Annotated in this window: 15 protein-coding genes; 10 read left to right on the top strand and 5 right to left on the bottom strand. The window is 46.2% G+C overall.

All coding sequences use genetic code 11. The annotated features are described in order from the left end of the window. Position 1: 1 nt before the first annotated feature. Positions 2-820, bottom strand: coding sequence for a MerR family transcriptional regulator (locus tag MH144_RS04505; protein WP_239297858.1), 819 nt, complete (start codon positions 818-820; stop codon positions 2-4). A gap of 21 nt (positions 821-841) precedes the next feature. Next, the gene (locus MH144_RS04500; RefSeq protein WP_239297857.1) at positions 842-1375 is read right to left on the bottom strand and encodes a GNAT family N-acetyltransferase; all 534 of its coding nucleotides are present in this window, start codon (positions 1373-1375) and stop codon (positions 842-844) included. 221 nt (positions 1376-1596) lie between these two features. On the opposite strand from MH144_RS04500, the gene MH144_RS04495 reads away from it, so the two are divergent. Both MH144_RS04495 and MH144_RS04490 read left to right on the top strand, forming a co-directional pair. Beyond that, positions 1597-2640 carry an NAD(P)-dependent alcohol dehydrogenase gene (locus MH144_RS04495; protein ID WP_239297856.1) on the top strand — a complete coding sequence of 348 codons (1044 nt, stop codon included), beginning with the start codon at positions 1597-1599 and terminating at the stop codon, positions 2638-2640. A gap of 223 nt (positions 2641-2863) precedes the next feature. Beyond that, positions 2864-7315 (top strand): glycoside hydrolase family 3 C-terminal domain-containing protein, encoded by a 4452-nt coding sequence (locus MH144_RS04490; protein WP_239297855.1) that lies wholly within the window; start codon positions 2864-2866, stop codon positions 7313-7315. Positions 7316-7353: 38 nt separating this feature from the next. On the opposite strand, the gene MH144_RS04485 is transcribed toward MH144_RS04490, so the two are convergent. After that, positions 7354-8931 (bottom strand): response regulator transcription factor, encoded by a 1578-nt coding sequence (locus tag MH144_RS04485; protein WP_239297854.1) that lies wholly within the window; start codon positions 8929-8931, stop codon positions 7354-7356. A gap of 7 nt (positions 8932-8938) precedes the next feature. Further along, positions 8939-10747 carry a sensor histidine kinase gene (locus tag MH144_RS04480; protein ID WP_239297853.1) on the bottom strand — a complete coding sequence of 603 codons (1809 nt, stop codon included), beginning with the start codon at positions 10745-10747 and terminating at the stop codon, positions 8939-8941. A gap of 130 nt (positions 10748-10877) precedes the next feature. Here MH144_RS04480 and MH144_RS04475 point away from each other — a divergent pair, with 130 nt between their 5' ends. The 4 genes from MH144_RS04475 to MH144_RS04460 all read left to right on the top strand — a co-directional run bounded on the left by MH144_RS04475 (position 10878) and on the right by MH144_RS04460 (position 15581). Then, positions 10878-12209, top strand: a complete 1332-nt coding sequence (locus MH144_RS04475) for an ABC transporter substrate-binding protein (protein WP_239297852.1) — start codon at positions 10878-10880, stop codon at positions 12207-12209. 81 nt (positions 12210-12290) lie between these two features. Next, entirely contained in the window at positions 12291-13169 is an 879-nt protein-coding gene (locus tag MH144_RS04470; RefSeq protein WP_145408595.1) for a carbohydrate ABC transporter permease, read from the top strand. Next, a complete protein-coding gene (locus MH144_RS04465) occupies positions 13166-14002 on the top strand; it encodes a carbohydrate ABC transporter permease (RefSeq protein ID WP_239297851.1) in 837 nt (278 codons plus the stop codon). The genes MH144_RS04470 and MH144_RS04465 overlap by 4 nt, the downstream gene beginning before the upstream one ends. A gap of 13 nt (positions 14003-14015) precedes the next feature. Next, the gene (locus MH144_RS04460; RefSeq protein WP_239297850.1) at positions 14016-15581 is read left to right on the top strand and encodes an alpha-L-rhamnosidase-related protein; all 1566 of its coding nucleotides are present in this window, start codon (positions 14016-14018) and stop codon (positions 15579-15581) included. A gap of 179 nt (positions 15582-15760) precedes the next feature. Here MH144_RS04460 and MH144_RS04455 read toward each other — a convergent pair whose 3' ends face one another. Continuing rightward, a complete protein-coding gene (locus MH144_RS04455) occupies positions 15761-16726 on the bottom strand; it encodes a DMT family transporter (protein ID WP_239297849.1) in 966 nt (321 codons plus the stop codon). Positions 16727-16906: 180 nt separating this feature from the next. Between MH144_RS04455 and MH144_RS04450 the strand changes: the two genes are divergently transcribed. The 4 genes from MH144_RS04450 (at position 16907) to MH144_RS04435 (ending at position 24340) form a co-directional block, all read left to right on the top strand. Beyond that, positions 16907-17764, top strand: coding sequence for a LysR family transcriptional regulator (locus MH144_RS04450; protein WP_239297848.1), 858 nt, complete (start codon positions 16907-16909; stop codon positions 17762-17764). A gap of 229 nt (positions 17765-17993) precedes the next feature. After that, positions 17994-20612, top strand: a complete 2619-nt coding sequence (gene ppsA / locus MH144_RS04445; RefSeq protein ID WP_239297847.1) for a phosphoenolpyruvate synthase — start codon at positions 17994-17996, stop codon at positions 20610-20612. 245 nt (positions 20613-20857) lie between these two features. Further along, the gene (locus MH144_RS04440; protein ID WP_239297846.1) at positions 20858-21991 is read left to right on the top strand and encodes a serine hydrolase domain-containing protein; all 1134 of its coding nucleotides are present in this window, start codon (positions 20858-20860) and stop codon (positions 21989-21991) included. Positions 21992-22306: 315 nt separating this feature from the next. Then, positions 22307-24340, top strand: coding sequence for a methyl-accepting chemotaxis protein (locus MH144_RS04435; protein WP_239297845.1), 2034 nt, complete (start codon positions 22307-22309; stop codon positions 24338-24340). Positions 24341-24386: the final 46 nt, after the last annotated feature.

The following is a 24386-nucleotide window of genomic DNA, read 5'->3' as shown; positions in this document are numbered from 1 at the left end:
TTTATCCGGCTATGACTCTCACCTGGATTTCCGTCAAGAATTGATCGGAAACGATGGTATCCCGATTATCAATTTCATAAATTTCAAAAGGATCTCCGGATATGTTCAGCCCTTGTTCGTTTGCATACGTCATAACGTCCAGCATTTTCTCGTGACTTTGACGATAATGACCCCGATAGTAGAGTGACAAATAATCACCAGCAGGCAGCGAATAATCAGGATCAATTCGTTCTGCTTCATCCGGATTAAATATAAAGAAGACCGAATTAAATATATCTTTTACACCTTGCTTCAAGTCTTCAAGAGAAACTGATGCCCCGTACAACTGATTTCCAAAATCCAACACGTGACTTTTATGTTTCTGGTGCAGCTTCTTAATGGCATAATCCATTTCTTCATCCCTGGTAATCCGTGTATTTAATTGCAAGCATGGTCTATCAGAGTAAGTTTTGATCGTGAAAACGCCCGTCTCGATCTGCATCGCTTCGGTCAGTACCTTGATTCTGCTCTGAATGATCTGCTGCGTCATTTCAAGCTTGGCAACCTGCGCCTGGATCAGCTCTTGTTCCTTGAACAACAATTCAAGCGTATTTTCAACACGTTGATCATCCAGATACGTTTTGATCTGCTGCATGGGGAAGTCCAGCTGACGCAGGTCACGGATGATGTTCAATTTATACATATCTTGAAGACGATAGAGGCGATATCCGTTGCTATCCCGTACAGGAGACAGTAATCCCAATTTCTCATAATAACGTAGCGCATCAACACCTATGCCGTAGAGCTTTGCGATTTCATTGATTTTATAATCGTTTTTCATGGTTTTCCCTTCTATCTGCACTTATCTATTTAATGCGTACGCGTAAGAGTCGGAGACGCCGTACACTTCCTTATACAATACGTTTCGAACCGTTTCAAACTCACTTGAAGTCAAAGGGGCCGGATAACTCATGATCTGAAGAGGCAAGGCACGCTGCCCTTCACGGAGAGGCGGCTGAACATACGCATAATCTTCCAAGTGGAATCCCAGTCGTTTATAGAAACCGATTCTTCTTCGTTTCAGATCATCCTCAGGCAATTCAACTTCCAATACAACGGGTTTGTCCGACTTCTTAATGAAACGTTCCATCATCCGTCTGCCGATGCCGCCACCGCGAATGGCAGGAGAGACGGCTACATTCTCAATATACCTGAATTTTTCGAACTCCCATCCTGCGAGGAAGCCGATCACTTCATTCTGCTCGTTCTTCTCAGTCAGTAGTTGATAACGTGAATTAGCCAGCAATCTCTTCTGGTGCGCATATTCTCTGTACTCTGATTCGGGAAAAGACTGCTTCATAATTTCAAATACTTGATCAAATGGATCGATAAACATTATTATTCCCCCCTGTTCGTGAAAAACCATATCTGCTATGGATCACGATAAACCCTGGTACAATACCAGAGTCAAGCCAGCTGGAATAGCTGTTCTAAACGGTTCAATTCCAATCTATACATTAAATCGGCATCTGCAACCTCAAAATGAAACTACACTTTTTTCCGAGCGTATCAGTTGTTTGAAGGTGAAACACATTGTCTATCGAATGGAGAATGCCCATGAGCGAAATAAGGATGACTGACACCGGAATATCCCCAAAAATGAATGCAGCAGTAATGAACGCGGTGGTCTACGATACCTACGGAACGCCAGAGGTCCTGCAAGTAAAAGAGGTAGACGTTCCGATGCCAAAGGACAATGAAGTATTGATCGAGGTCCATGCGACTTCGGTTAATTCCTGGGATTGGGATCTCCTTCGCGGGAAACCATTTATTAACCGTATCGGTGCGTTTCGTCACCCGCGTTACCCGATTCTTGGAGCAGACATTGCAGGAAAGGTGATCAAGGTTGGACCCGCTGCCAAACGATTTAAACCGGGAGATGAGGTGTTCGGAGATCTGTCCGGCTGTGGCTGGGGAGGGTTCGCGGAGTATGTATGTGCGAATGAGGAGGCGCTGACTCCCAAGCCAGCGGAAATCACTTATGTGCAGTCAGCATCCATTCCCCAAGCGGCCGTTCTAGCTCTGCAAGGAATTAGGAATCATGGGAACCTGTTAAAGGGAGAACATGTTCTAATTAATGGAGCTGGAGGCGGAGTTGGAACGTTCGCCATTCAATATGCCAAATTGCAGGGAGCAGAAGTAACCGCTGTGGATCGTGGTGAGAAGCTGAATATGCTTCTTGAATTAGGCGCCGATCACGTCGTGGATTATACCAAAGAGGATTTCACAGCGAGTGGAGCAAGATATGATTTGATTCTTGATGTAGTCGGCAACCGATCTGCTTTTGCGTTGAAGCGAGCGTTAGTGAAGGGGGGCACCTATGTCATGATCGGTGGCCCGATGCTGCATATCTTGCTTAACTTCGTATGGAGTCCGTTCGTTTCTTGGCTGGAAAACAAGAAATTAACTCTTCTTATCCATAAACCAAACGATGGAGACCAGACCATATGGAAGGAACTTGTTGAATCAGGACAGGTTACTCCACGTATTGATCGGGAATATGCTTTAAGTGAAACATCTCAGGCCCTTCGTGACCTGGGAGAAGGTAGGGTAAACGGAAAAGCTGTTGTCTGCTTGAAGAAAATTAAAAATGATGATTAATGATGGCAGTATAATATATAAAATGGATGTGAGATGATCTACGATCATTATAGAATTAAACGAAGAGATTGCAGCCGCATACTTGCGGCTTTTTTTGTGTTGGCTTCTCCGTATGACGTTAACCTAAAAATACTGTACTTCAACGCACAAACAAAATGCACTGCGAGCCCCTTTATAATCGATAACTGAAAGCGATTACAAAATACGGGGAGGGTTACAGCGCATGCCAAGGATTTTAAGACAAAAAGTGGGTAAGAGGATGCTCTCATTGGTAACGATTGCGAGTCTGATGATGGGTTCATGGGCCACTATACCGTCATCTGTATCAGCTGCGAACGAAGTTGAGTTCAAAACTCAGCAAGGAGGCGTGTTTGATGGTATGCCTTTGTTTGACGGTAATCCGGAGCATTTAAACTCTTTCGTGGATACCTATTTTGATTACACCGGACTAGAAGGACCAGCAGTATATGTTACAGGTTCTCGTAACCATTATACCCTTACGAAAGGACCGAATGCGGGCAAGGTGATTCCAGGCGCATTATCTGCTGCAGATAACGTTCAGGGGGTATCGACAGATTTTCCGGCGCTTATTGGCATGGGACAGAGTTGGAATAAGGAACTTTTGTCCGATATCGGAGAAGTAATGGGCAGTGAGAAAATCAGTAAACTGAAGGTAAAACAGGGCGAGTCCAATATACATGGGGGTAACGATGCATCTCTAAGCGTTGCATTCACGGTTGTCAGTGACATGCGGATTAATCCGCTCAGCGGCCGCTTCGATGAAGGATTCTCTGAGGACCCGAACATGGCGGGAGTGCTGATTGACAAGATGGCTACCGGTCTAAGCGGAGTAGACCAGCCGGCCAGTGAGGATGGATTCTGGATGCGGGCTGCCGTAGGAACCAAGCATTATTCCGTCTATAATGCACAATGGTTTAGACAAACCGCCAATAACAGCGCGGGAGCACGTTCGTTATTCGAGTATCAAACGAAAGCGGCTCTGCCGGGCTTCGAATCGGGTGCGTTAGCTGGTACGATGACGTCGTATGGACGGACGAACGGCATTCCTAATATCCTTTCTCCGCTGCAGCTATTAGCCAATATGAACGCCAAATATGGCGTATACAGCTCACCTGATTTTAATGGAGATGCCATTGTATCTAACGCAAACCAACTTGGGAACGGGTACGATGATCGGTATGCTGTAGATCGTGGTCATGCAACCGTCCTCATGGCTCTTGCCAAAGCCAATGCGGGACGGCCTTCAGGTACCACTCCTGCCGATGTGACTGACCTTGTGGCCCTTGTGGAACAAGGAGAGTACGGTATTACCAAGGAAGAGCTTATTGAAGCGGCCAGACCCCATGTAAACCAACTTGTGCGTTTGGGAATTTTTAATGAAACCGATGAGCAAGGCATTCCAAAAGATTATCCGTTCGCGAGTGAAGCGAGAGACGTACGAACATCTCCACCTTCTGACTACAACCAGTTGGACCATCAGGAAGTTGCCCTTCGTGCGGCTCAGGAAAGTATTGTGTTGCTCAAAAATGACAGTACGCTTCCACTCGACAAAGGAAATCGTGCTGCTGTCTCCGGCGTGTATGCCGATGCCCGTTTCAAAACGACATACTCAGTCGGGGCAACACCCGAACTGGAGAACTCCGGTGAATCTCCACTGCGTTCCATCATCAAAATGAACGGAAGCAGTAACGTAAACTATGCCCCTGGAGGTGAAGTCATTATGCTAACCTCCAAAGCCAACCAACAAACCGTTACGGCAGATGTGTACAGTCCAAATGCCGGAACGGAGGGAGCGCAGCTCATCACGACTTCGGATACGCCAGCAGAGGACAGTTCTTCCCATTTGTTCCGTGTATATGATTGGGGTCAAGCGGGGGCGAGTCTGCTGTCACTCCATAATCAACGTTGGATTACTTCGCCTGCGACCAATAATGCAGCGGTGGGTAACACGGATGGCACGAGCCTGAATCTGACAAATAACGATTGGAGCCTTCCGGATATGATGGGAGACACGAGTGCCATCCCGCCAACGCTGCGAATGGAAAACAATGAGGATGGATCCGTATCTATTGTTGCCAATGGCTACCGTACTGGATTCTCCGGCGACTTTACCAACTGGTATTATGCCAATGGGCGCTTCATCCAAGTAGATGGGGACGGAAAGCTCGTGACTGCACCTTCACCGCTAGGAACCAAAGAAAATGCTGCGAATCGCCCCGACGTGGCTAAATTTGAGAAGAGCATTGTGAGAAGTGCGGGCGAAGATGCCGCAGCAAGAGCTGCTGAAGACGATTATGCGATCGTTTTCGTAGGAGCACCACCACGTCACAGTGCAGGCGAGGGCAATGATCGCTCAAGCCTGGATATGGGTGAGGCTGATTATGCACTAATTGATAATGTATCTGCTGCCTTTGCAGCCGAAGGTAAGAAAACGATCGTTGTTGTTAAATCGAGCTTTCCTGTAAGTATGGAACGCATTCAAAACAATCCAAATGTATCCGCCGTTGTATATCAGCCGTACGGCGGTCAATATGATTCGTATGCACTGGCCCAGGTGCTGTATGGTGAATACGCCCCGACAGGCCGCTTGTCGTCCACGTGGTATGCGGGCATGGATGCTTTTCCGGCGATTAATTCCTACGTCGTGCCTGAAGGTAACGCATCTGGTCTCGACACGATCGACCCTCGTTTCACAGTAGATATGACAAATGCAGATCCCATTGAATCTGGGTTGACGTACATGTACACAGACGCCAAGGTGACCTATCCGTTCGGTTATGGACTGTCTTATTCGGAATTTACCTACGATTCGTTGAACGTACCTTCTTCGGTTACAGGGGAAGAGCCATTTACGGTTTCAGTCCGTGTTACGAATGCGGGTGAAGTTGAGACGTCCGAGGTGGTTCAGTTGTACGCCCGTAACAGCAGTTCCGCTTACGGTGCGCATGCGCCGAAAAAGAAATTGGCTGCATTTGATAAGGTCCATCTCGACCCAGGTCAAACGAAAGAAGTGCAGCTTGAGGTCGATCCACAAACGCTCGCATTATGGGATGTGAATTGGAACGATTGGATCGTTGAGCAAGGAAGCTATGATTTTATGATTGGAACTTCGGCGGCAGATGCGGACGTGCGAGTTTCCAAATCATTAAACATTACTGGGAAGTCTGTGGCGACTTTATCTCTCACCGAGCCTATTAATGTATTTGATCATGCATTTGCTTCCAACGAAGTCGTCTATCACGAAGTGTCCAAAGAACGCACTGCAGCCCAGTTAAAAGCAAAAGCGATCGTAGGAGGCTACTATGCCGTTCGTTCGAAGCAAAACGGATCGTGGGTTGCTTTACCGAAGGTCAATCTGACAGGTGCTCAGAAGGTGAAAGCGTCAGTCGCATCCAATGCACAAGGGGGAACGATCTCATTACATGCAGATAAGCCTGACTCTGTCCCACTTGCTGTATGGAATGTACCGGTGACAGAGCCTGTCTCTTACAAGATTAGTACCGCTAACGTCTCAGTCAAGGAATTAGGATACGCTGAGGTAGAAGTCGATATTTCTTCTGCCGTGAGTGGTGTGCATGATCTGTACTTGGTGTTCCATGAACCAGATCTTCGAATCGACGGATTATCGTTCACTGTAAAAGATACGGAGGTTAATCCAGGAAACCCAGGCACGAATCCGGGAACGAATCCTGGTTCGCCAAGCTCGCCAGGTTCGGGCAGTGTTGGTACTCCTGGCGAAACACCCGCATCAGAATCCGAGAATGAAGGCGAGATTGATTCGGGAGGGAATCCCGCTGCTGCCGTCTCTGTAGAAAAGGGAAGTGAGACGGACCAACAGAAGGTAAAACGCATTCAAAAATCGGGCGTGAAGATAATCGGGGAGCCGTGGAATGTGACCATTAAAACTAAGCAAGGTATATTCTTCACCGCAACTCTGCCGGTTGACGCTAACGTTGCTGCAGACGCCACAACAATTGCATATATTGGAGAAGAAGGAGCACTTACTCCAGTCCCCGGCGTCTTGACTCAGGATACAAATGGTAACAAGGTATGGAACGTGCTGCTTAATCAAGGAGGAACCTACGCAGCTATTCAGGCATCACGCAGCTTTGTTGACGTTGATTCATCGGCTTGGTATGCCAGAGATATAGCTAAAGCAAGCAGTTTGCTTCTGATCAATGGCGTTTCGGATCAACGCATGCAGCCGCAGGGAACGACAACATCCGCCCAAACGTTAATGGTCGCTCTGAATGTGTTAGGCATCGAGCCGGAAGCATCTGCATCCAATGAAAAATGGTTTGATCCGGTATTACGAGCTGCCGTGAAGTATGACTTGATGGAAGAAGGGCAATACGAGCCTAACGCTCCAATGTCCAGAGAGAACATGGCGGCGGTACTTGTCAGAGCATTGAAATTGGCTGGGGTAAATACAGAGCTGTCGGAAGCCGAAATGGATTCCTGGCTGGAAGACTTCAAGGATCAGGCTCAGCTAACACCTGTGACCCGACCAGCCATGGCAACAGCCATCAAGCTCGGTGTATTCCAGGGTTCGCCGAATGGACTACTGCAACCTAAGAGCACGCTGACACGCGCACAACTTGCTGCGGTCATTGTCCGAGTTCACGATCAGATTGCAACATTACTTGATCATTAAGCTATTAATCAGCACTACGACAACAAGGAACTGGGCCATCAAACATGGCCTGGTTCCTTGTTGTTTGCGGAGAAGGATTTATGGTGTTTTCTGAATTCCTCTGGAGTCCAACCCGTCACTTTTTTAAATACCCGGAAAAAGTACTTTGGATTATCGTAACCCAGCTGTTTGGCAATACGGTAGATTTTGTCGTCCGTACTCGCTAACAGGTGTTTGGCATGCCCGATGCGTAGACGATTCACGTAATCGGTAAAGTTTTCGGAGGTCTTTTCTTTAAATAGATAGCTGAGGTAACTCGGGTTTAGATAGAACAGTGACGATACCCATTCCAGCGTTAAATCCTTGGCAAAATGAGTATCTATATACTTTTTGACGTTATCGATTACCTGATCCGATGCGTAGGGATTATCATCTTTCAGCAGAAGTGCTGCTCCTGTCAGTACCTTTCTCATGTATTCCCGGATGCATTCCATATCAAACGAGACGTTTAGAACAGCCTCAAGACTTGAGGAAGCATTATTGCTGCTCCCGTTTTGAAGATAGTCATTTAACAGTCGCTTAGTTTCTGTAATAATCTCCCTGCATTGTTCCTTCAGATGAGTAAGCAAGGTGTCAGGCTGCCGGATGTAGAAGGCAAAAAAATCGGTGATGAGTTCGTCAACCTTCTGTGAATTTCCGCTCTCAATGAAGAACAGCAGTTCAAACATTCGAGTCCACTTCAGAGGACTGAACGGAATGTTTCTCTCGGAATACACGTAACACTTGCCAAAATCAGTTATGGATCGTTCATCTAAGGCAAGGATGGTTTGGTGGTGCGCTTCTCGGACACCGTCAATGCCTGTGAGCGGCGAGCTGATCCCAATGCAGATGTCTGCAGATTGCGCTTTCGTCAAAATCACGTTTGCTGTTTGAAGCGCCTTTTTCTGCAATTCATGAATTGTACATCCCTGCTCATAAATCAGGAAAAACAGCAGCTGCTCCGATTGCGGATGAGGAATGTACAGACCATTTGAAAATGTAGGCAGCTGCTGTGCCGAGAGCGGTTGAGGGCTATAGACCGTCATTAGAACAGACTGCTCAGATGCGAAGATAGCAGCAAATTCTGCAGAACGGAACGCAGGCTTTTTGCTGGATGCATTGGGAGCCAGCACAACATTCAGGAAGGCCTGCGTATCAGCATCAATATTCATCTGTTCTGTTTCGACGGTTCGCAGAATGACCTCGCGCTCCAAGGAGCGTTCCTGTTCGATAGCATGGATGGCCTGGTGGAGCGTACTGTGAATCTCGTCTCTGCTAAAAGGCTTCAGCAGGTAATTGACGACCTTGGCTGAGATGGCCTCCTGCATGTAATCAAAATCGGCATGGCCGCTAATGACAATAAGCTTCATCCGCGGATATTGCTGCCTTACCGTTCTGATTAGCAGCTTGCCATCAACCTCGGGCATGCGCATGTCCGTAAAGATAATATCCGGCTTGGATGAATCAATCAGAGCGAGTGCATCTGCACCGTTATCCGCCTCGCCAAGAAGCTTAAGCGTATGATCGAAAGTCTCTAATTTTTTCAACAGACCTTTGCGTATCAACGGCTCGTCATCCACAATGATAAACGTGTACATCGTTCGGTCACCTCTTTTCCCAATCGGCTGGAATCTCAATCGTAATTTGTGTTCCCTTATTCAACTCGGTATCGAAGGAAAGTCCGTAGGCCTCTCCGTAATACAGTGCAATTCTTGAATGCACATTTTTGATGCCAATACTTTGCTTCTGCCGCTGGCCAACGGCGACAAACTCAGGTGGTTGCAGGAGCAGTTGTCGAAGCTCTTCCGCCTGTGACTCTGACATGCCAATACCATCGTCCTTGATTTGAAATACAATTCGGTCACCTTGAAAGAAGCCTGTAATGGAGATGGAGCCTTTTCCGCGTTTGTTCTCAAGCCCGTGATAAATGGCATTTTCCACAAGGGGCTGCAGCAGCAGTTTCAGCATGCGACGGCCATGTATGTCCGGGTCCACATGAAGATCGAAACTGATTTTGTCACCGTACCGGATTTGCTGGATGGCCATATAGTTTTCGACATGTTTAAGTTCCTCGCTGAGCATGACCAATTCGCTTTCTGTTTTGATACTGTACCGGAACATGTCTCCGAGCGACTTGGTCATCACCACGATGCTCTCGACTTCTTCGATCTCTGCGATACTATTGATTGATTCCAAGGTGTTATAGAGAAAATGGGAGTTAATCTGGGCTTCGAGCGCTTTCATCTGTGAATCCAGCATGAGAATTTTATTCTGGTAGCTCTCCCGTATATGGGTGTCGATATCTTTCATCATTTTGTTGAACTCGTGATACAAAATGCCAATCTCATCGACTTGCCTGGCCACTTGAGGTTTGATAGTTGCGAATCGATGAGATTTGGTTTTACGCATCATTTTGGTCAATTCAATGATGGGTTTGGTGATCAGGTTCGACAGAAAGAAGGAAAGCAGCAGGAAGATGACTCCACAGCTAACAGCCACATAGAACAAGAGCTTCTGCGATATATTGTATTCCTCATACAGCCGATCCATGGAGATATTGGCGATCACGTTCCAATTGCGTCCTGGTACCTTTTGAATCACCGTCATCATGTTATCCTGTATGGATTTGTACTGGGCATTACTGGCGACTTGCTGAGTTGCCGTAACAAGAGAAGCAGAGAGAGGCGTGCCCATCTTGCTTCCATCTGATGAATAGAGAATCTCGCCAGCATCATTTGCCAGATACAGATTGGACAGACTTGGGGCCGGATTTCGGTTCAGTCCGTCAAAGATGTTCATACTGCAATCCAGCATAAACACACCAAGAAATTCATTATTGTTTGGATCGTAGAGGGCTCTGGAGAATCCTATTGATTCCTTCGCGTTAATGATATACGGTTTGACGCCGACTTCACCAATATATAGATCGCCTTTACGCTGGATCGTATCCAGGTACCACTCATCGCGAAGAGCGATATAATCGAGGCTCAGGTCGGTGCCGCTGCTGCCATAGCTGATCCATTTGCCATCTGGCGTGAACAGGTATAACCCATTGATGTAATTGTAGCCAAGCAGGATGTTTTCGAAGATTAATTTCAATTTGCTGCGGATCATGAAGATTTCATACTGGTCGTTCGTCCCGTTTAATTTGATGAGTTCGTCACTCACTGTGCTGTAAGCGGTTGCATTAGAGGATTGCTGAAGTAACGTGACGGATATTCGGTCAATGTTCTGCAAAATCTCTTCCATACTTTTTACCGAGTTGCCGATGGTTGTCGACGTCACGAGTGAGGTCTGTTCGTTCACCAGCTTTGTGTAACTTCGATAAGAACTGACAGAAACAACGATAATCGGCACAATCGACACGAGGACGAGGACCAGAAAAAGTTTAGTTTTGATGTTGAACAGAATCATACGTGCTCCTCCCGCCATTGTCAAATCTAAAAATAGTGCACCAAACGAGCCAAAGCAAATGCACTTGAGCGCGCCTTATGATGAGAATGTGCACAAAGCAAGAATAAACATGAATTGGGGGAATGACAAGATGAAAAAAAGAAAACGACTCTGGTCCTTAACGCTGGTGCTTCTCATGATCTTCGTGAGTGCATGCAGCTCTGGTAGCTCGGAAGAGAGTGGAACGGATAATAGCAATGGGGGAACAGAGGAGTCCGGGAAGGCCATTACGTTAACAATGATGCTATCAGGAAACAAGGCCTCTGAAGGAGAGGATTTTGAGCTGGAAACCTTACCGCGCCTCGTCAAGGAAAAGTTCCCGAATATCACGCTGGAAGTGCAGAAGCTGCCTGACGACCAGTACAACACTTCTGTGCGAACCAAGCTTGCAGCAGGACAGGGTCCGGACATTTTCTGGATCTTTCCGAAGAATGCGGCTGGCGGCGTTAATGATTTTGCGAAGGCAGGATTCGCTGCAGATCTGTCTGACCTGACGTTCTGGGATAATATCAGTCAGGGTGCGAAGGAAGACATGTCCTACGAGGGCAAGCCGTATGGAGTAGCGGAAGGACTTGATTTTCTGGGTGTTTACTACAACAAGGAATTGTTAGAACAGGTGGGGTATACCGAGTTTCCGAGGGATTGGTCCTCCTTCCTCGAACTGTGCCAAAAGCTGCAAGCTGCAGGCGTAACTCCAATAGCAATGGGCGATAAAGACCCATGGATGATTCAATTCGGCATGTATCCAATCGCTGCGAACGTTGTCTATCCGGGTGAGATGGATTTTGATGTTAAGCTGCAAAACGGTGAGAAATCGTTGACTGATCCTAAGTGGATCGAAACGATCTCCAAATATAAAGAACTCTATGATAAGAACTATGTGGTTAAAAACTCGCTTGGCATTGGAAGTGCCCAATCTGCACAGTTGTTCATCGATGGCAAAGCAGCCATGACCTTAACCGGAACATGGGACTACGCTTCCATGACCTCCAAGGGTGCAGCTGAATTTACACGCGGATTTGCCTCACTGCCGGGTAACGAGTCTGGACAGCCGGTGTTTGTATCCGCGGCAACGTCAGCCGGGTATGCTCTGAACGCGAAATCGGCGAACCTGGATGCTGCCAAAGAAGTGCTGAACTACCTTTTCGACGGTGAATCAGATCTTTTCAATGCGTTTGTGGAAGCCAACAGTTCAATCAGCGTGTACAAAGATGTGCAGCTTGAGAACGAATTGTTCAAGGAAGTTAACGATAACTATCAACAAACCGGAAACTCCGTTTATTTCAGCAATCAGATGTGGCCGGCGGGAGTGTCGGATGTTATGCAATCGAAGTTTGCTGAAATCATCGCAGGTCAGAAAACAACGCCTGAGGATGTGGCTAACGCCATGGAAACCAAGTTCAGAGAGCTGTGGAAAAACTAGAATGATGCTGTCTGCCGCAAAGGGAAGGAAAGGTAGTCTTTCTTCCCTTGCTGCAGGCCTTCTTGGAAAGGATGGAGCAGGATGAGCTCTACTGTAATGAAAAAGTCCATGTACTGGTTTGCCTTACCGGCATTACTTTTCTACCTGACCTTCTGGATCTTCCCGATCCTGCGGTTGTTCCAGTACAGCATAACGGACTATAACGGGTATGCCCAAGCCTACAACTATATCGGATTCGACAACTATAAGGAATTGTTCAGCAGCGATATCCTTGGCATTTCATTAAAAAATACGCTGATCTATACGTTTGTCACCGTGATCGCCGGCAATATCATCGGGTTGGCACTGGCTCTGCTGTTAAACATGAAAATAAGAGGAACCGGGATCTATCGTTCCCTGGCGTATATTCCCACATTGTTTAGTGCAATTGTAGTCGGATTTTTGTGGAGCTACGTCTATATGCCGGATTACGGACTGATTTCTTCCTTTCTCGATAAATTAGGTATCGCGAACGAATTGAATTTCCTGGGGGACTATTCGACTGCCTTATATTCAATTATCTTCGTCGAAATCTGGAAGACCATCGGAACAACGATGATTATCTTTCTCGCAGGGCTTCAGACCGTTCCTACTGATCTGCTGGAAGCCGGTCGAATGGACGGCTGTGGTTCCTGGAGATTGCTGCGCCATGTCAAGATTCCATTGCTGGCAACAGCGATTACCATTAACGTAACGCTAAGCTTGATCAATGGCCTCAAAGCCTTCGATTTCCCGTTTATTATGACGAATGGCGGCCCCGGAACGGCTACTAATACGCTGATCTATACGATTTATAAAATGGCATTTACGGAACAGCTCTTCGGTAAAGCATCGGCACTTGGTGTCATTTCATTTGCCGTAATTATCGTGATTACCGCCGTCTTTGTGCTGAAAATGAACAAACGGGAGGTGTCTGCATGATGCTTCGTAAGTGGCTTAGCAAAGGGTCAGTTCAGCTTGTTGTACTCGTCGTTATGGCATTGAACCTCATTCCGTTGATTATCGCCTTTTCGACTTCACTTCGTGATCCTAGCAATAATACAAACCCGCTGGCATTGTTTCAGGAATTATCTCTCGCAAGTTATAAGTCAGCCTTCGAGCGTATGCATTTCCCTGAAGCGCTCTGGAACAGCATTGTATTGACGGGTGTATCGGTCATATTCGTGGTTCTGTTCGCAGCCATGGCTTCGTATCCGATGGCGCGTTTGAAGACAAAATTAAGCAAGTTCATGTATCTGTTTTTCTTGTCGGGACTCGTTGTACCTGCACAGATGGTATTAATCCCGATCGTGCAGATGATCAATGCGCTGCATATTCCAACCAACCAATATACGCCCATCTTTATGTTTATTACGTGCAGTCTTCCGTTCTCCACTTTCCTGTATACCGGCTTCATTCGAAGTGGTGTTCCTGAAGAAGTGGAGGAGGCTGCACATATCGATGGGGCAGGGTTGTTCCAACGCTTCTGGACGGTGGTGTTTCCCTTGCTTATTCCTGTGACTGTATCCGTCATTATTACGCAGGGTGTGTGGATTTGGAATGATTACTTCTTCAATACGATCTTCATCTCGGGAGCAGATGACTCTCCATTGCCACTCGCCATGCTTGGATTTCTTGGGGATCAGCAAAATCCCACACAATGGAACGTGTTGTTTGCAGCATGTTTTCTATGTGCTCTGCCGCTGCTGCTCGCGTTTCTGTTCCTGCAAAAATATTTCATTGGCGGCATGACCGTTGGAGCGGTCAAGGGATAAGGAGGATATGTGTATGAATGAACACATGATAAAAACGACCTGGTTAGACCAAGCAAAACAACTAACCCCTGAACTGCATCAACAGAAAGTTTACCCGGAACGCATGGTGCATGTGGTTCAAGATGAGGATGCTTTCCAAGGGTGGGGCGTTGAACCGGTAGGTTCGGCTGCTCAAGTTTACGATCAGATTTTGAAAAAAGGCGATTGCATCACGCTGGATTTTGGAACTCATCATGTCGGTTATTTAACAATATCCCTTCAGAACGTGCGGAGTAATGCCGATGCGCCACTCCGCCTTCGATTGACATTCGGTGAAATGCCATGCGAAGTCGGAGAGGATTTCAGTGAATACAAAGGATGGCTTAGCCGGTCCTGGCTGCAGGATGAGATCATCAATGTGGATGTGCTGCCGGGAACGATCACGCTGGATCGCCGTTATGCATTCCGTTATCTGAAGATTGACGTCCTTGAAACCTCGATTCGTTATGACGTTCAACTTACCGATCTGTACTGCACGACAGTTACCTCAGCAGATTTGGCAGCAGTGCCCCCATTGGGACAAGACATCGGACTGGAAATGGCGAACATCGATCGGGTTGCTGTGCAAACGTTGCGAGATTGCATGCAAACTGTCTTCGAGGATGGTCCCAAGCGAGATCGTCGTTTGTGGATCGGAGACCTTCGCTTGCAGGCGCTCGTCAACTATGAAACCTTCGGCTGTAATGAACTTGTCAAACGATGCCTTTATCTCTTTGCCGGATCACGGCTTGAGGGCGGTCAAGTTGGGGCATGTTTATATGAGTATCCGGAGCCTTATGTGGACGAGACTTATCTGTACGATTACGCACTGCTGTTTGTAGCCACTCTTTATGATTATTATGAAACGACAGGGGATCGGAATACGCTGGAAGAATTGTGGCCAGTAGCGTACGAGCAGATTCACATTGCACTCGCAAGGCTGAACGAGCAGGGGATCGTACAAGACGATGACACCTGGTATTGCTTCCTGGATTGGCATGATGAACTCAACAAGCAGGCTGGGGCACAAGCGGTGCTCATTTATAGCATGAGAAGAGGATTGAAGATTGCTCATGAACTGGACTTGGTGGATCAGGAGGCTTGGATTAACGTTCAAATTCAGAAAGCCGTGAATGCAGCACTCGCATATCTATGGGACGAGGAACAGAAGTACTTCATCAGCGGAAAAGAGAGACAGGTGTCTTGGGCATCCCAAGTATGGATGATCCTCGCAGAGGTAATTGATGTTCCAAACGCCACAGCATTGCTCGAAAGACTGGAGCATCATGCCAATGCCATTGGCATGACAACCCCGTATATGGTTCATCACTACGTCGATGCATTGCTCTTATGCGGAGAGAAGGAAAAGGCGCTTGAACAAATTCGAACATACTGGGGAGGCATGTTGAAAGACGGGGCGGATACCTTTTGGGAGTTATACAATCCGGATGATAAAACATATTCTCCTTACGGCAGCAACCTGGTCAACAGCTATTGTCATGCATGGAGCTGTACGCCAAGTTATTTTATTAGACGATATGTGTATAAAGATACGAAGTAGTAAGATGATTCTCATCACAAAAGCAGCAGCCTCAGACATGTTACATTGAGGCTGCTGCTTGCAGTATCACGACGAGAACAACGCTGCTGAAGAATCGGCATGAGAGAATTATTTCCGAATTGTTCACTGAATAACCGAATCAAGCCGCTTAGGTGCGGAGCGTAGGTTTGATAGTGTCTTTATAAGGCTTTCTTTAGTGCTCCATTTTCAGCTAGGTCCAGGCTCCTTAAAGATTTTCGCTGATAGTAATTATTCTGAATCAAGGCAAAAATAACAAGTAGTGCACCGTAGAATTCATTCATACTGATTTTGTAGCCTTGTAAGGCCATGAGTACAAAGGTGGTTACCGGAACCACACTCATAAATAGGATCCCGTTTACGGTGGAGAGCATTTTGATTCCTGCATTCCAGCTCAGCAGAGCTATAAGACCAGGAAAAATAACCATGAACGTCATTTGATACTTAACAGAAGACAGCGTATGCCAATCAGGCGTCTGCAGTAAACCGAACAAGGAACCTAACGCAACAATAAAGAAGGAAACAATCGTCCCCAGCAAGCAAGTTAATGCAGAATATCGCAGAACAGACCATTCACCGAACTGGCTTCCTCCCAGTGAATACAGAACCCAACCTACCGCTCCAATAAATATAAAGAGGACGGGGACAAGGTGTTCAGCGGCCATTGCAAAAAAGGTAAGACTCCCATTGGTAATGACGAGTAAAGCACCTGTTAGAGCAATCAGGATACTGATCATCATGAATCGTGCGGGTTTGATTTTTGTTCTGAACCATAGAATGACAATGGTAATCATGGGCATAAGTGCTTCCATAATAGAGGCAATAATTGTACCTGAATCGCCCATCAAGTCCTGTCCGGAAAAAATCATGAAGTTATACAGGGTGAAGCCCATCGTTCCATAAAAAAGGAGCTTTCCTCCTTTTCCCTCCAACCGAAATGCGGATTTCCCTTCCTTGAAAACAAGCAATATCACGAGTACAACCGTCACGAAGAAATAGCGGAAAAACGAAAAATACAGCGGATCCATGAATTCTAATGCGCTGTGCGCTACGGGGAACATGGCACCCCAAGACATGCTGGCAATCAGGCACAGAGCAGTGCCCAGACTAACGTTCTTTCTGTTCATTACGACAACTCCATTTATTATTGGTGTCCAATCTGATCCATGTGAATCATATGATATAAAAAGTGGGGAGTAAAATGATTGAAAATCGTACTTATCATCATTTAAAATGATAGGTGAACGAGATAGATAGATAAGATAGATGGTTAACTGCATGATCATATACATGGGGGAACGAGCAATTTGGAATTAAATGACTTGAGGATTTTTAAAACTGTTGCGGAGCGGGGAAGCGTAAGCCAGGCGGCTGTTGAGTTAAGTTATGTTCAGTCCAATGTAACCGCAAGAATCAAGCAGCTTGAAAAAGAATTAAAGACCATGTTGTTCACCAGGCATAAACGGGGAATGATTCTAAACGCGGAAGGTAAACGGTTGCTGATATACGCGGAAGAAATATTGGCCAAGTTTGATGAGATGAAACGTACTTTTCAGAGCGCGGATGCCCCTTCAGGTATTCTTAACATTGGAATCGTAGAAACGATGATCAGCTTGCCTGGCATACTATCCTCCTATGTTGAGAAGTATCCCAATGTGGATTTCTCCTTGAATGTAGGTGTGAGTGAACAATTGCTTCAGGATGTGATGAATTTTAAATTGGATGGGGCTTTTGTTACAGGACCGATCAATCATCCTTTGATTGAGGCGAGTGAGGTTTTTCGGGAGGAACTCATTCTTGTTACCAAGAGCAGTTCTTTTACAATTGAAGATGTCACGAACACACCGCTGTTGTTATTCAACAAAGGGTGCAGTTATCGCGAGCGGTTAGAAGGCTGGTTAAGGGAGGAAGGTATGGTTCCAAGAAAGATTATGCAGTTCGGCACATTTGAAACGATAATCGGTAGTGTTACCGCAGGGATCGGGATCACAATTGCTCCCAAATCATCTGTAAGTCACTTGATTGAAGAAGGCAAAGTGCACGCATATCCTGTTTCTCAAACGTATAATGAGGTCTCAACTGTATTCATTCACCGGAGAGATTCGTTCCTAACCAATACACTTCGTTCATTCATAGACGAATTAAAAGTTATCCGCAAATCGTGACAGCCCATTACACTTGGATAAGTTGAAGAAAGACGAAAAAAGGACCAGACATATTAGTCAGGTCCTTTTTTTTTAATATTGCATATAAATTAACACGATGGTATGATCAGTTCACGAGTGTATTTATGCAAGTTCGCATAAATATTACATCTTATATTTTTATTTTAACATGCCGCTAAAATCTTGTCAAAAGATTTTTTTTCAATTTGATGATTAGGAGAGATGTTGAATGAGTTCTTTGGTTCTCAGTTTCCAGGAGATCGAAAAGACACAGCTTTCGCTTGTTGGCGGGAAGGGATTGAATCTGGGGGAATTATCGAAGAGGGAAGGGATACAAGTTCCAGACGGATTCTGTGTTACTACGATGGGATTCCAGCAAGCCATTGAACAGAACAAAACATACCACTCTTTACTCAGTCGACTAACGAGGCTTCATGCAGAAGAGCGAGATCAAATTGGTGAAATCAGCAGAGAGATTCGGCAGATCATTTTAAATTCGGAAATTCCTTACGATGTTGTCGAGGCAGTAAGCCGCTACCTCACCCAGTATGGAGATGAACATGCATATGCGGTACGTTCAAGTGCAACTGCCGAGGATTTGCCACATGCTTCTTTTGCAGGTCAGCAGGATACCTATTTGAACATCATCGGCAAGGAAGCCATACTGGAGCACATTCGCAAATGTTGGTCTTCCCTTTTCACGGATCGTGCTGTGATCTACCGTATGCAGAACGGATTTGATCATAGCCAGGTATACTTGGCTGTTATAATTCAGAAGATGATTTTCCCTCAGGCTTCAGGAATTCTATTTACTGCCGATCCCATGACGTCCAGCCGAAAACTCTTATCGATCGATGCCAGCTATGGTTTGGGAGAAGCACTGGTTTCTGGCTTGGTATCTGCGGATTGTTATAAGGTACGGGAAGAAGAAATTGTCGATAAAAGAATTGCAACCAAAAAAATCGCAATCTATGCTCGAAAAGAAGGCGGGACTGAGACGCGGACAATTCATTCTGATCAGCAAAAAAACCAGACACTTACAGATCAACACATTCTGGAGCTAGCTCGGATAGGAAGGCAAATTGAAGCTTACTTTGGCTGTCCGCAGGATATGGAGTGGTGCTTGTCCGAAGGCACTTTCTACATTGTCCAGAGCCGACCAATTACAACATTATTTCCGATCCCTGAAGTGAATGATCAAGAAAATCATGTGTACGTATCAGTTGCACATCAACAAATGATGACCGATCCCATCAAACCACTGGGACTGTCATTTTATCTCATGACGACACCTGCACCCATGCGCGTAGCGGGCGGGAGGTTGTTCGTGGATGTAACGCCTATGCTAGCCTCACCTGTTAGTCGAGATAACATAGTGAATGCCCTTGGCAAATCCGATCCGCTTATCAAAGACGCATTATTGACTGTAGTTGAGCGAGGAGATTTTGTGGAATCATTACCGAACGACAATCACGTAGAGAATTCCGGCCGAGGCAATAAAGAGTTGCCTCCAGCACGCTCTCATACACCAATCAATGAACAAGATCCGTCCATCGTTACTGAATTGATTAAGAACAATGAAGCATCTATTGAAGAGTTAGAACAAAACATTCAAACAAAATCTGGAGCTAATTTGATTGATTTTATCCAGGAAGATATCCAGGAACTTAGGGAAATATTATTTGACCCGCGAAGTTCAGCTGTAATCACAACGGGTATGAACGCTTCGTTCTGGCTGAATGACAAAATGAACGAATGGTTAGGTGAAAAAAACGCTGCAGATGCAATCTCCCAGTCTGTTCCAAACAATATCACTTCCGAAATGGGGCTCGCGTTATTGGACGTCGCAGATGTGATTCGTCCTTTTCCTGAGGTCGTTCAATACTTACAACATGTACAAGAGGATCAATTCTTGGATGAGCTTGTTCAATTCACGGGTGGTCAGGAGGCGCAAGAAGCAATCCATGCCTATCTTCATCGATATGGAATTCGCTGTGCCGGAGAGATTGATCTAACCCGAACTCGCTGGATTGAAAAACCACTGACACTAGTTCCCCTGATTCTGGGTAATATCAAAAACTTTGAGCCTAATGAAGGGAGCCGGAAGTTTGAGCAAGGGCGACAGGAGGCCTTGAGAAAGGAAGAGGAGTTATTAGGCCGATTGAAGCAACTGCCTGATGGAGAGCAAAAAGCAAAAGAAACAAAAGAAAAGATTGACATCATTCGAAATTTGAGCGGGTACAGAGAATACCCCAAATACGGCATGGTTCATCGTTACTTCATTTATAAGCAAGCTTTGCTCAAGGAAGCTGAGCGGCTAGTTCAGGCGGGTGTTTTGCGGGAAAAAGAAGATATATATGATCTTACTTTTGAAGAACTTCGCGAAGTGGTTAGAACCCGTAAAGTGGATGACCAGATGATCAGCAGGCGAAAAGACGAATACAAGCGATATGAAAAATTGACCCCACCACGTGTGATCACGTCAGATGGTGAAATCATTACGGGTAAGTATAAAAGAGATAACCTCCCAGCCGAAGCATTAATAGGTCTCGCTGTCTCTTCCGGTGTTATCGAAGGGCGTGCACGTGTGATTCTGAACATGGAGGAAGCTGAGCTGGAAGATGGAGATATCCTCGTTACCGCTTTTACAGACCCTAGCTGGACACCGCTATTTGTATCCATTAAAGGGCTAGTCACCGAAGTTGGTGGACTGATGACCCATGGAGCCGTTATTGCACGTGAGTACGGCTTGGCTGCAGTGGTTGGCGTGGAGAATGCAACGAAACGTATTCAAGACGGACAGCGAATTCGTGTGCATGGAACAGAAGGGTATATCGAAATCTTGTAATTGTAGTTACAACACCAAAAAGGCAACATAAGATCAAGTGTAAGACGGAGTTAGTTGCTGTTAGAGAGATATGTTTCAACTTCAAGTCGCTAGTTTAGCGGCTTTTTTTCTTTTTGTGGAGCAACTTATTTCGGATGGTAGTCAACGCTTACAAATGGTCGTATAGTAGTAATATGTGATTCGTGGAGTGGCCATGGTTCACAGTGTGCAATGATAAACGATTCTACATAGAAGGACGGATAAACATGGACTTTAAACCGCTTGCTTCATTTATTGATCGCATCACATCCTGGAGGATTCCGTGGGCAGAAGTGATGATCATTCATCAAAATGACACCGTTTTCCACTATCGTAATGGTTACGCTAACCTGGAGGAGAAAACACCAATCGCCGATGGTGCCATTTTTAATCTCTATTCCATGACCAAAATCATGACCTGCGTTGCAGCACTGCAACTTGTTGAAAGGGGGCATATGCTGCTTAGTGATCCAGTGTCCGACTATCTGCCGGAGTTTGCAGAGATGAATGTGAAGAAAATCATGCCGAATGGCGAGATCAGACTGGAGAAAGCAACAAGAGCCATTACGGTACGTGATTTGTTTACAATGACGGCGGGCTTCTCGTATGACGTTGGTTCGCCATCCATCAAAGAGGCAGTGGAAAGTACCAATGGAAAACTGCCAACACGTGATTTTGCGAAAGCGCTCGCGAAGGAACCGCTTTTGTTTGAGCCAGGCACGCATTGGAACTATAGCATGTGTCACGATGTGCTGGGAGCATTGATCGAGGTGGTAAGCGGCAGACGTTTCGGGACATATCTGCAGGAAGAGATCACTGGACCACTCGGCATGAACGATACAGCTTTCGATTTGAATGATAAGCAGCAGTCACGTCTGATTCCGCAGTACGCATACAATGATGAACTCGAAAAAGCCATCCGCATGGACGGTAATGGGTTCCGTGTTGGTACGGAATTGGAGAGCGGAGGCGCGGGACTGCTATCTACCGTTCGCGATTATGCGTTGTTCCTGAACGCACTCACTGGTCAGGGTACCACTCCTGAAGGTGTTCGGATTTTGTCACAGGCATCCGTGGAATTGATGCGGACAGATCATCTGAATGAGATGACCCGCCCTGATTACTCTTGGGATCATATGGGGGGATATGGGTTTGGACTCGGGGTCCGTACGCATATCTCCAAGTCAGAAAGCGGTTCTCTAAGCCCTCATGGCGAATTTGGCTGGAGCGGTGCTGCCGGATGCATGGCGATTATTGATCCGGACTCCGGGCTCACCGTCATGTATGCGCAGCATCTGCTTAATAGCCAAGAGCCTTACATTCAGAGACGTTTGCGAAATGTTGTGTACTCCTGCCTATAATATGAAGACGAATGCAGAGCAATAGTATTAAAACAAAGGGAACAGGGACGCGTGTAATGACGTGTCCCTGTTTCTTATTTTTTGTGTAATTGGTACCTGTCAGTTTGTATCTCACTGGAATTGAGACTAACCATGTAGAGTCTGAAGCGACTTATACCTTATACATGGATGGATTCAGTTTCATTTAAGCTACCTGTTTTATAGTTGATTTGTGCTCAAGGAGAGCTTAATCAAGTTCACTGAGTCAATCGTTTTAACTTGCTTAATAGAGCAAATACATCATACAGCGTACATCGTACATAAGGAGAAATGCACATGAAATTCAGAAAATTGAGATCGGTCAGAACAAGGCTTGCTGCTTCGCTGCTCGCCATGCTATTGCTCCCTAGCTTGGTCATCGGCGGATTCTCGTACTTCACGGCCAAGAATCAGGTGGATACACAGCTTGCCAATATGGCGGATACAGACATTTCATTAGTAAGCAGCATGGTTGATCAATACATACAAAGCAAAATAGCAGATGTTGGGCAGTTGTTCGAGTCCCTTTCATCTGCCGAAAATCCCGATATGCTGTTAAATGCCTATACAAATAACCATCCGGAAGTGGAAGCCGCGGTATTTGTTGCGGATGATGGTCAATTTACATATAGCTCAAGTAACCATAACGAACCAAGCAATTACAATCCAAAGGATCATGAATTTTATGCCAAAGCAATCGCTGACCCTGAAAACGTTGTGTTGTCCGAGCCTTATACCTCTGAAGAGTCGGGCCGTACCATTGTAGACATGGCACAAGCGTCCAGTGACGGAAAATCCGTTGTTTCCATTACACTGGACTTAAGCACACTTCAGGAAACCGTAGGAGATATTCAGATTGGGGATAATGGCTTTGTCGTTATTTTTAGTGCTGATGGTTCCATGATTGTGTCACCGTCTTGGGGATCGGAGGGTTCCGGCACGGAAGGAGAAGCACCGGAATCGGGAGATGCGCCGCAGGACGTTTCCACGAATCTCGAGCAGGGAGTTCCTCAAGAGGGCGAAGGGTCTCCGGCATCCATGCTGAATGAAGAATCCGGGCAGATAGAACAAACATCTCCGAATGGAGAAACGCGCGAACTGGTGTACATCACCAACGCATTGACAGGATGGAAGATTGCTGGCGATCGCTCTCCCATCGAGGTCGTACAAGCGGCTGAACCCATCTGGAATAATACGCTGCTGGTCATTTTAGTCTTTGTGCTGCTTGGCTTTGGACTCACTGTAGTCATTGTACGTTCCATTACCAAGCCGTTACAAACGTTGAATGAGTTCTCCATTGAAGTAGGCCAAGGGGACTTGAGCCGTAATACATCACTTGCTTCGCGAGACGAATTTGGTGATTTGGGAGAGGCCTATAATCAAATGGTAGGATCCCTGAATCGGATTGTATCTGAAGTTGCGGATTCATCCAGTCAGCTTGCTGCGGCTTCTGAGCAGCTATCTGCGAATGCTGAACAAGGTGCAACGTCAACAGGGCATATTACACAAATCATTGAACAGATGGCGGAAGGTGCTGATCGCCAGGTGTTGCTCGTTGAACAAAGCCTGCTTACCATACAGGATGTTGCTGGGAACATTGGTCATATTGCAGACAACGCCTCTACTACGGCTGTAGCAACAGCTCACGTTGCCCAAAAATCGAAAGAAGGCGGGGAAGCCATTCAGGGAGCCGTATCGCAAATGAGCACCATCCATCAATCCGTCAACCACGTGTCAGATGGCATCAACCATCTGGTTCAAATCTCGCAGGAGATTGGACAGATCATTAAGGTGATCTCTGACATCTCAAAGCAAACTAATTTGCTTGCATTAAACGCATCCATTGAAGCGGCCCGAGCGGGCGAACACGGTAGAGGATTTGCAGTCGTAGCCAGGGAAGTGGGAACACTCGCTGAGCAGGCAGCTCAATCTGCCGAACAGGTCAACGGACTGATTGGATCCATTCATGAAGGAATCAAGCAAGCAGAAGGTTCCATGGGTGCAGCAATGGGTGAGGTCTCAACGGGGATGGTCATCATGGATCATGCAGGACGTCTGTTTGAAGAAATTAACCTCTCCGTGGACACGGTTAATGGCAAAGTAGGAGAAGTGTCTATGATGGCAGAACATATTGTGAAGGAGACTTCCAATGTTGTAGCAGCAATTGAGGACATCTCTCATCTGTCCCACGAAACAGCAGCAGGAGCCCAAGCCGTATCTGCAGCAGCCGAGGAGCAGCTAGCCTCCATGCAAGAGATCAGTTCATCTTCCACTTACCTGGCGCGAATGGCTGCAAGACTTCAGGAGTTGACGGAGAAATTCAAAGTCTAATATGAAAAATAATGTTACACAATTACAAGTCGCTATGTTTAGCGAC

It is taken from the genome of Paenibacillus sp. ACRRY (assembly GCF_022346995.1).
In the GTDB taxonomy this organism is placed as follows: domain Bacteria; phylum Bacillota; class Bacilli; order Paenibacillales; family Paenibacillaceae; genus Paenibacillus.
The sequence above is the reverse complement of the archived record's forward strand: the minus strand, read 5'-3'. Positions and strand labels throughout refer to the sequence as shown.

Coding starts and splice junctions, on each gene's coding strand:
- MH144_RS04500 (WP_239297857.1), bottom strand. CDS start 1,375: ATGTTTATCGATCCATTTGATCAAGTATTTGAAATTATGAAGCAGTCT.
- MH144_RS04440 (WP_239297846.1), top strand. CDS start 20,858: ATGGACTTTAAACCGCTTGCTTCATTTATTGATCGCATCACATCCTGG.
- MH144_RS04490 (WP_239297855.1), top strand. CDS start 2,864: ATGCCAAGGATTTTAAGACAAAAAGTGGGTAAGAGGATGCTCTCATTG.
- MH144_RS04505 (WP_239297858.1), bottom strand. CDS start 820: ATGAAAAACGATTATAAAATCAATGAAATCGCAAAGCTCTACGGCATA.
- ppsA (WP_239297847.1), top strand. CDS start 17,994: ATGAGTTCTTTGGTTCTCAGTTTCCAGGAGATCGAAAAGACACAGCTT.
- MH144_RS04455 (WP_239297849.1), bottom strand. CDS start 16,726: ATGAACAGAAAGAACGTTAGTCTGGGCACTGCTCTGTGCCTGATTGCC.
- MH144_RS04460 (WP_239297850.1), top strand. CDS start 14,016: ATGAATGAACACATGATAAAAACGACCTGGTTAGACCAAGCAAAACAA.
- MH144_RS04435 (WP_239297845.1), top strand. CDS start 22,307: ATGAAATTCAGAAAATTGAGATCGGTCAGAACAAGGCTTGCTGCTTCG.
- MH144_RS04470 (WP_145408595.1), top strand. CDS start 12,291: ATGAGCTCTACTGTAATGAAAAAGTCCATGTACTGGTTTGCCTTACCG.
- MH144_RS04465 (WP_239297851.1), top strand. CDS start 13,166: ATGATGCTTCGTAAGTGGCTTAGCAAAGGGTCAGTTCAGCTTGTTGTA.
- MH144_RS04475 (WP_239297852.1), top strand. CDS start 10,878: ATGAAAAAAAGAAAACGACTCTGGTCCTTAACGCTGGTGCTTCTCATG.
- MH144_RS04495 (WP_239297856.1), top strand. CDS start 1,597: ATGAGCGAAATAAGGATGACTGACACCGGAATATCCCCAAAAATGAAT.
- MH144_RS04480 (WP_239297853.1), bottom strand. CDS start 10,747: ATGATTCTGTTCAACATCAAAACTAAACTTTTTCTGGTCCTCGTCCTC.
- MH144_RS04485 (WP_239297854.1), bottom strand. CDS start 8,931: ATGTACACGTTTATCATTGTGGATGACGAGCCGTTGATACGCAAAGGT.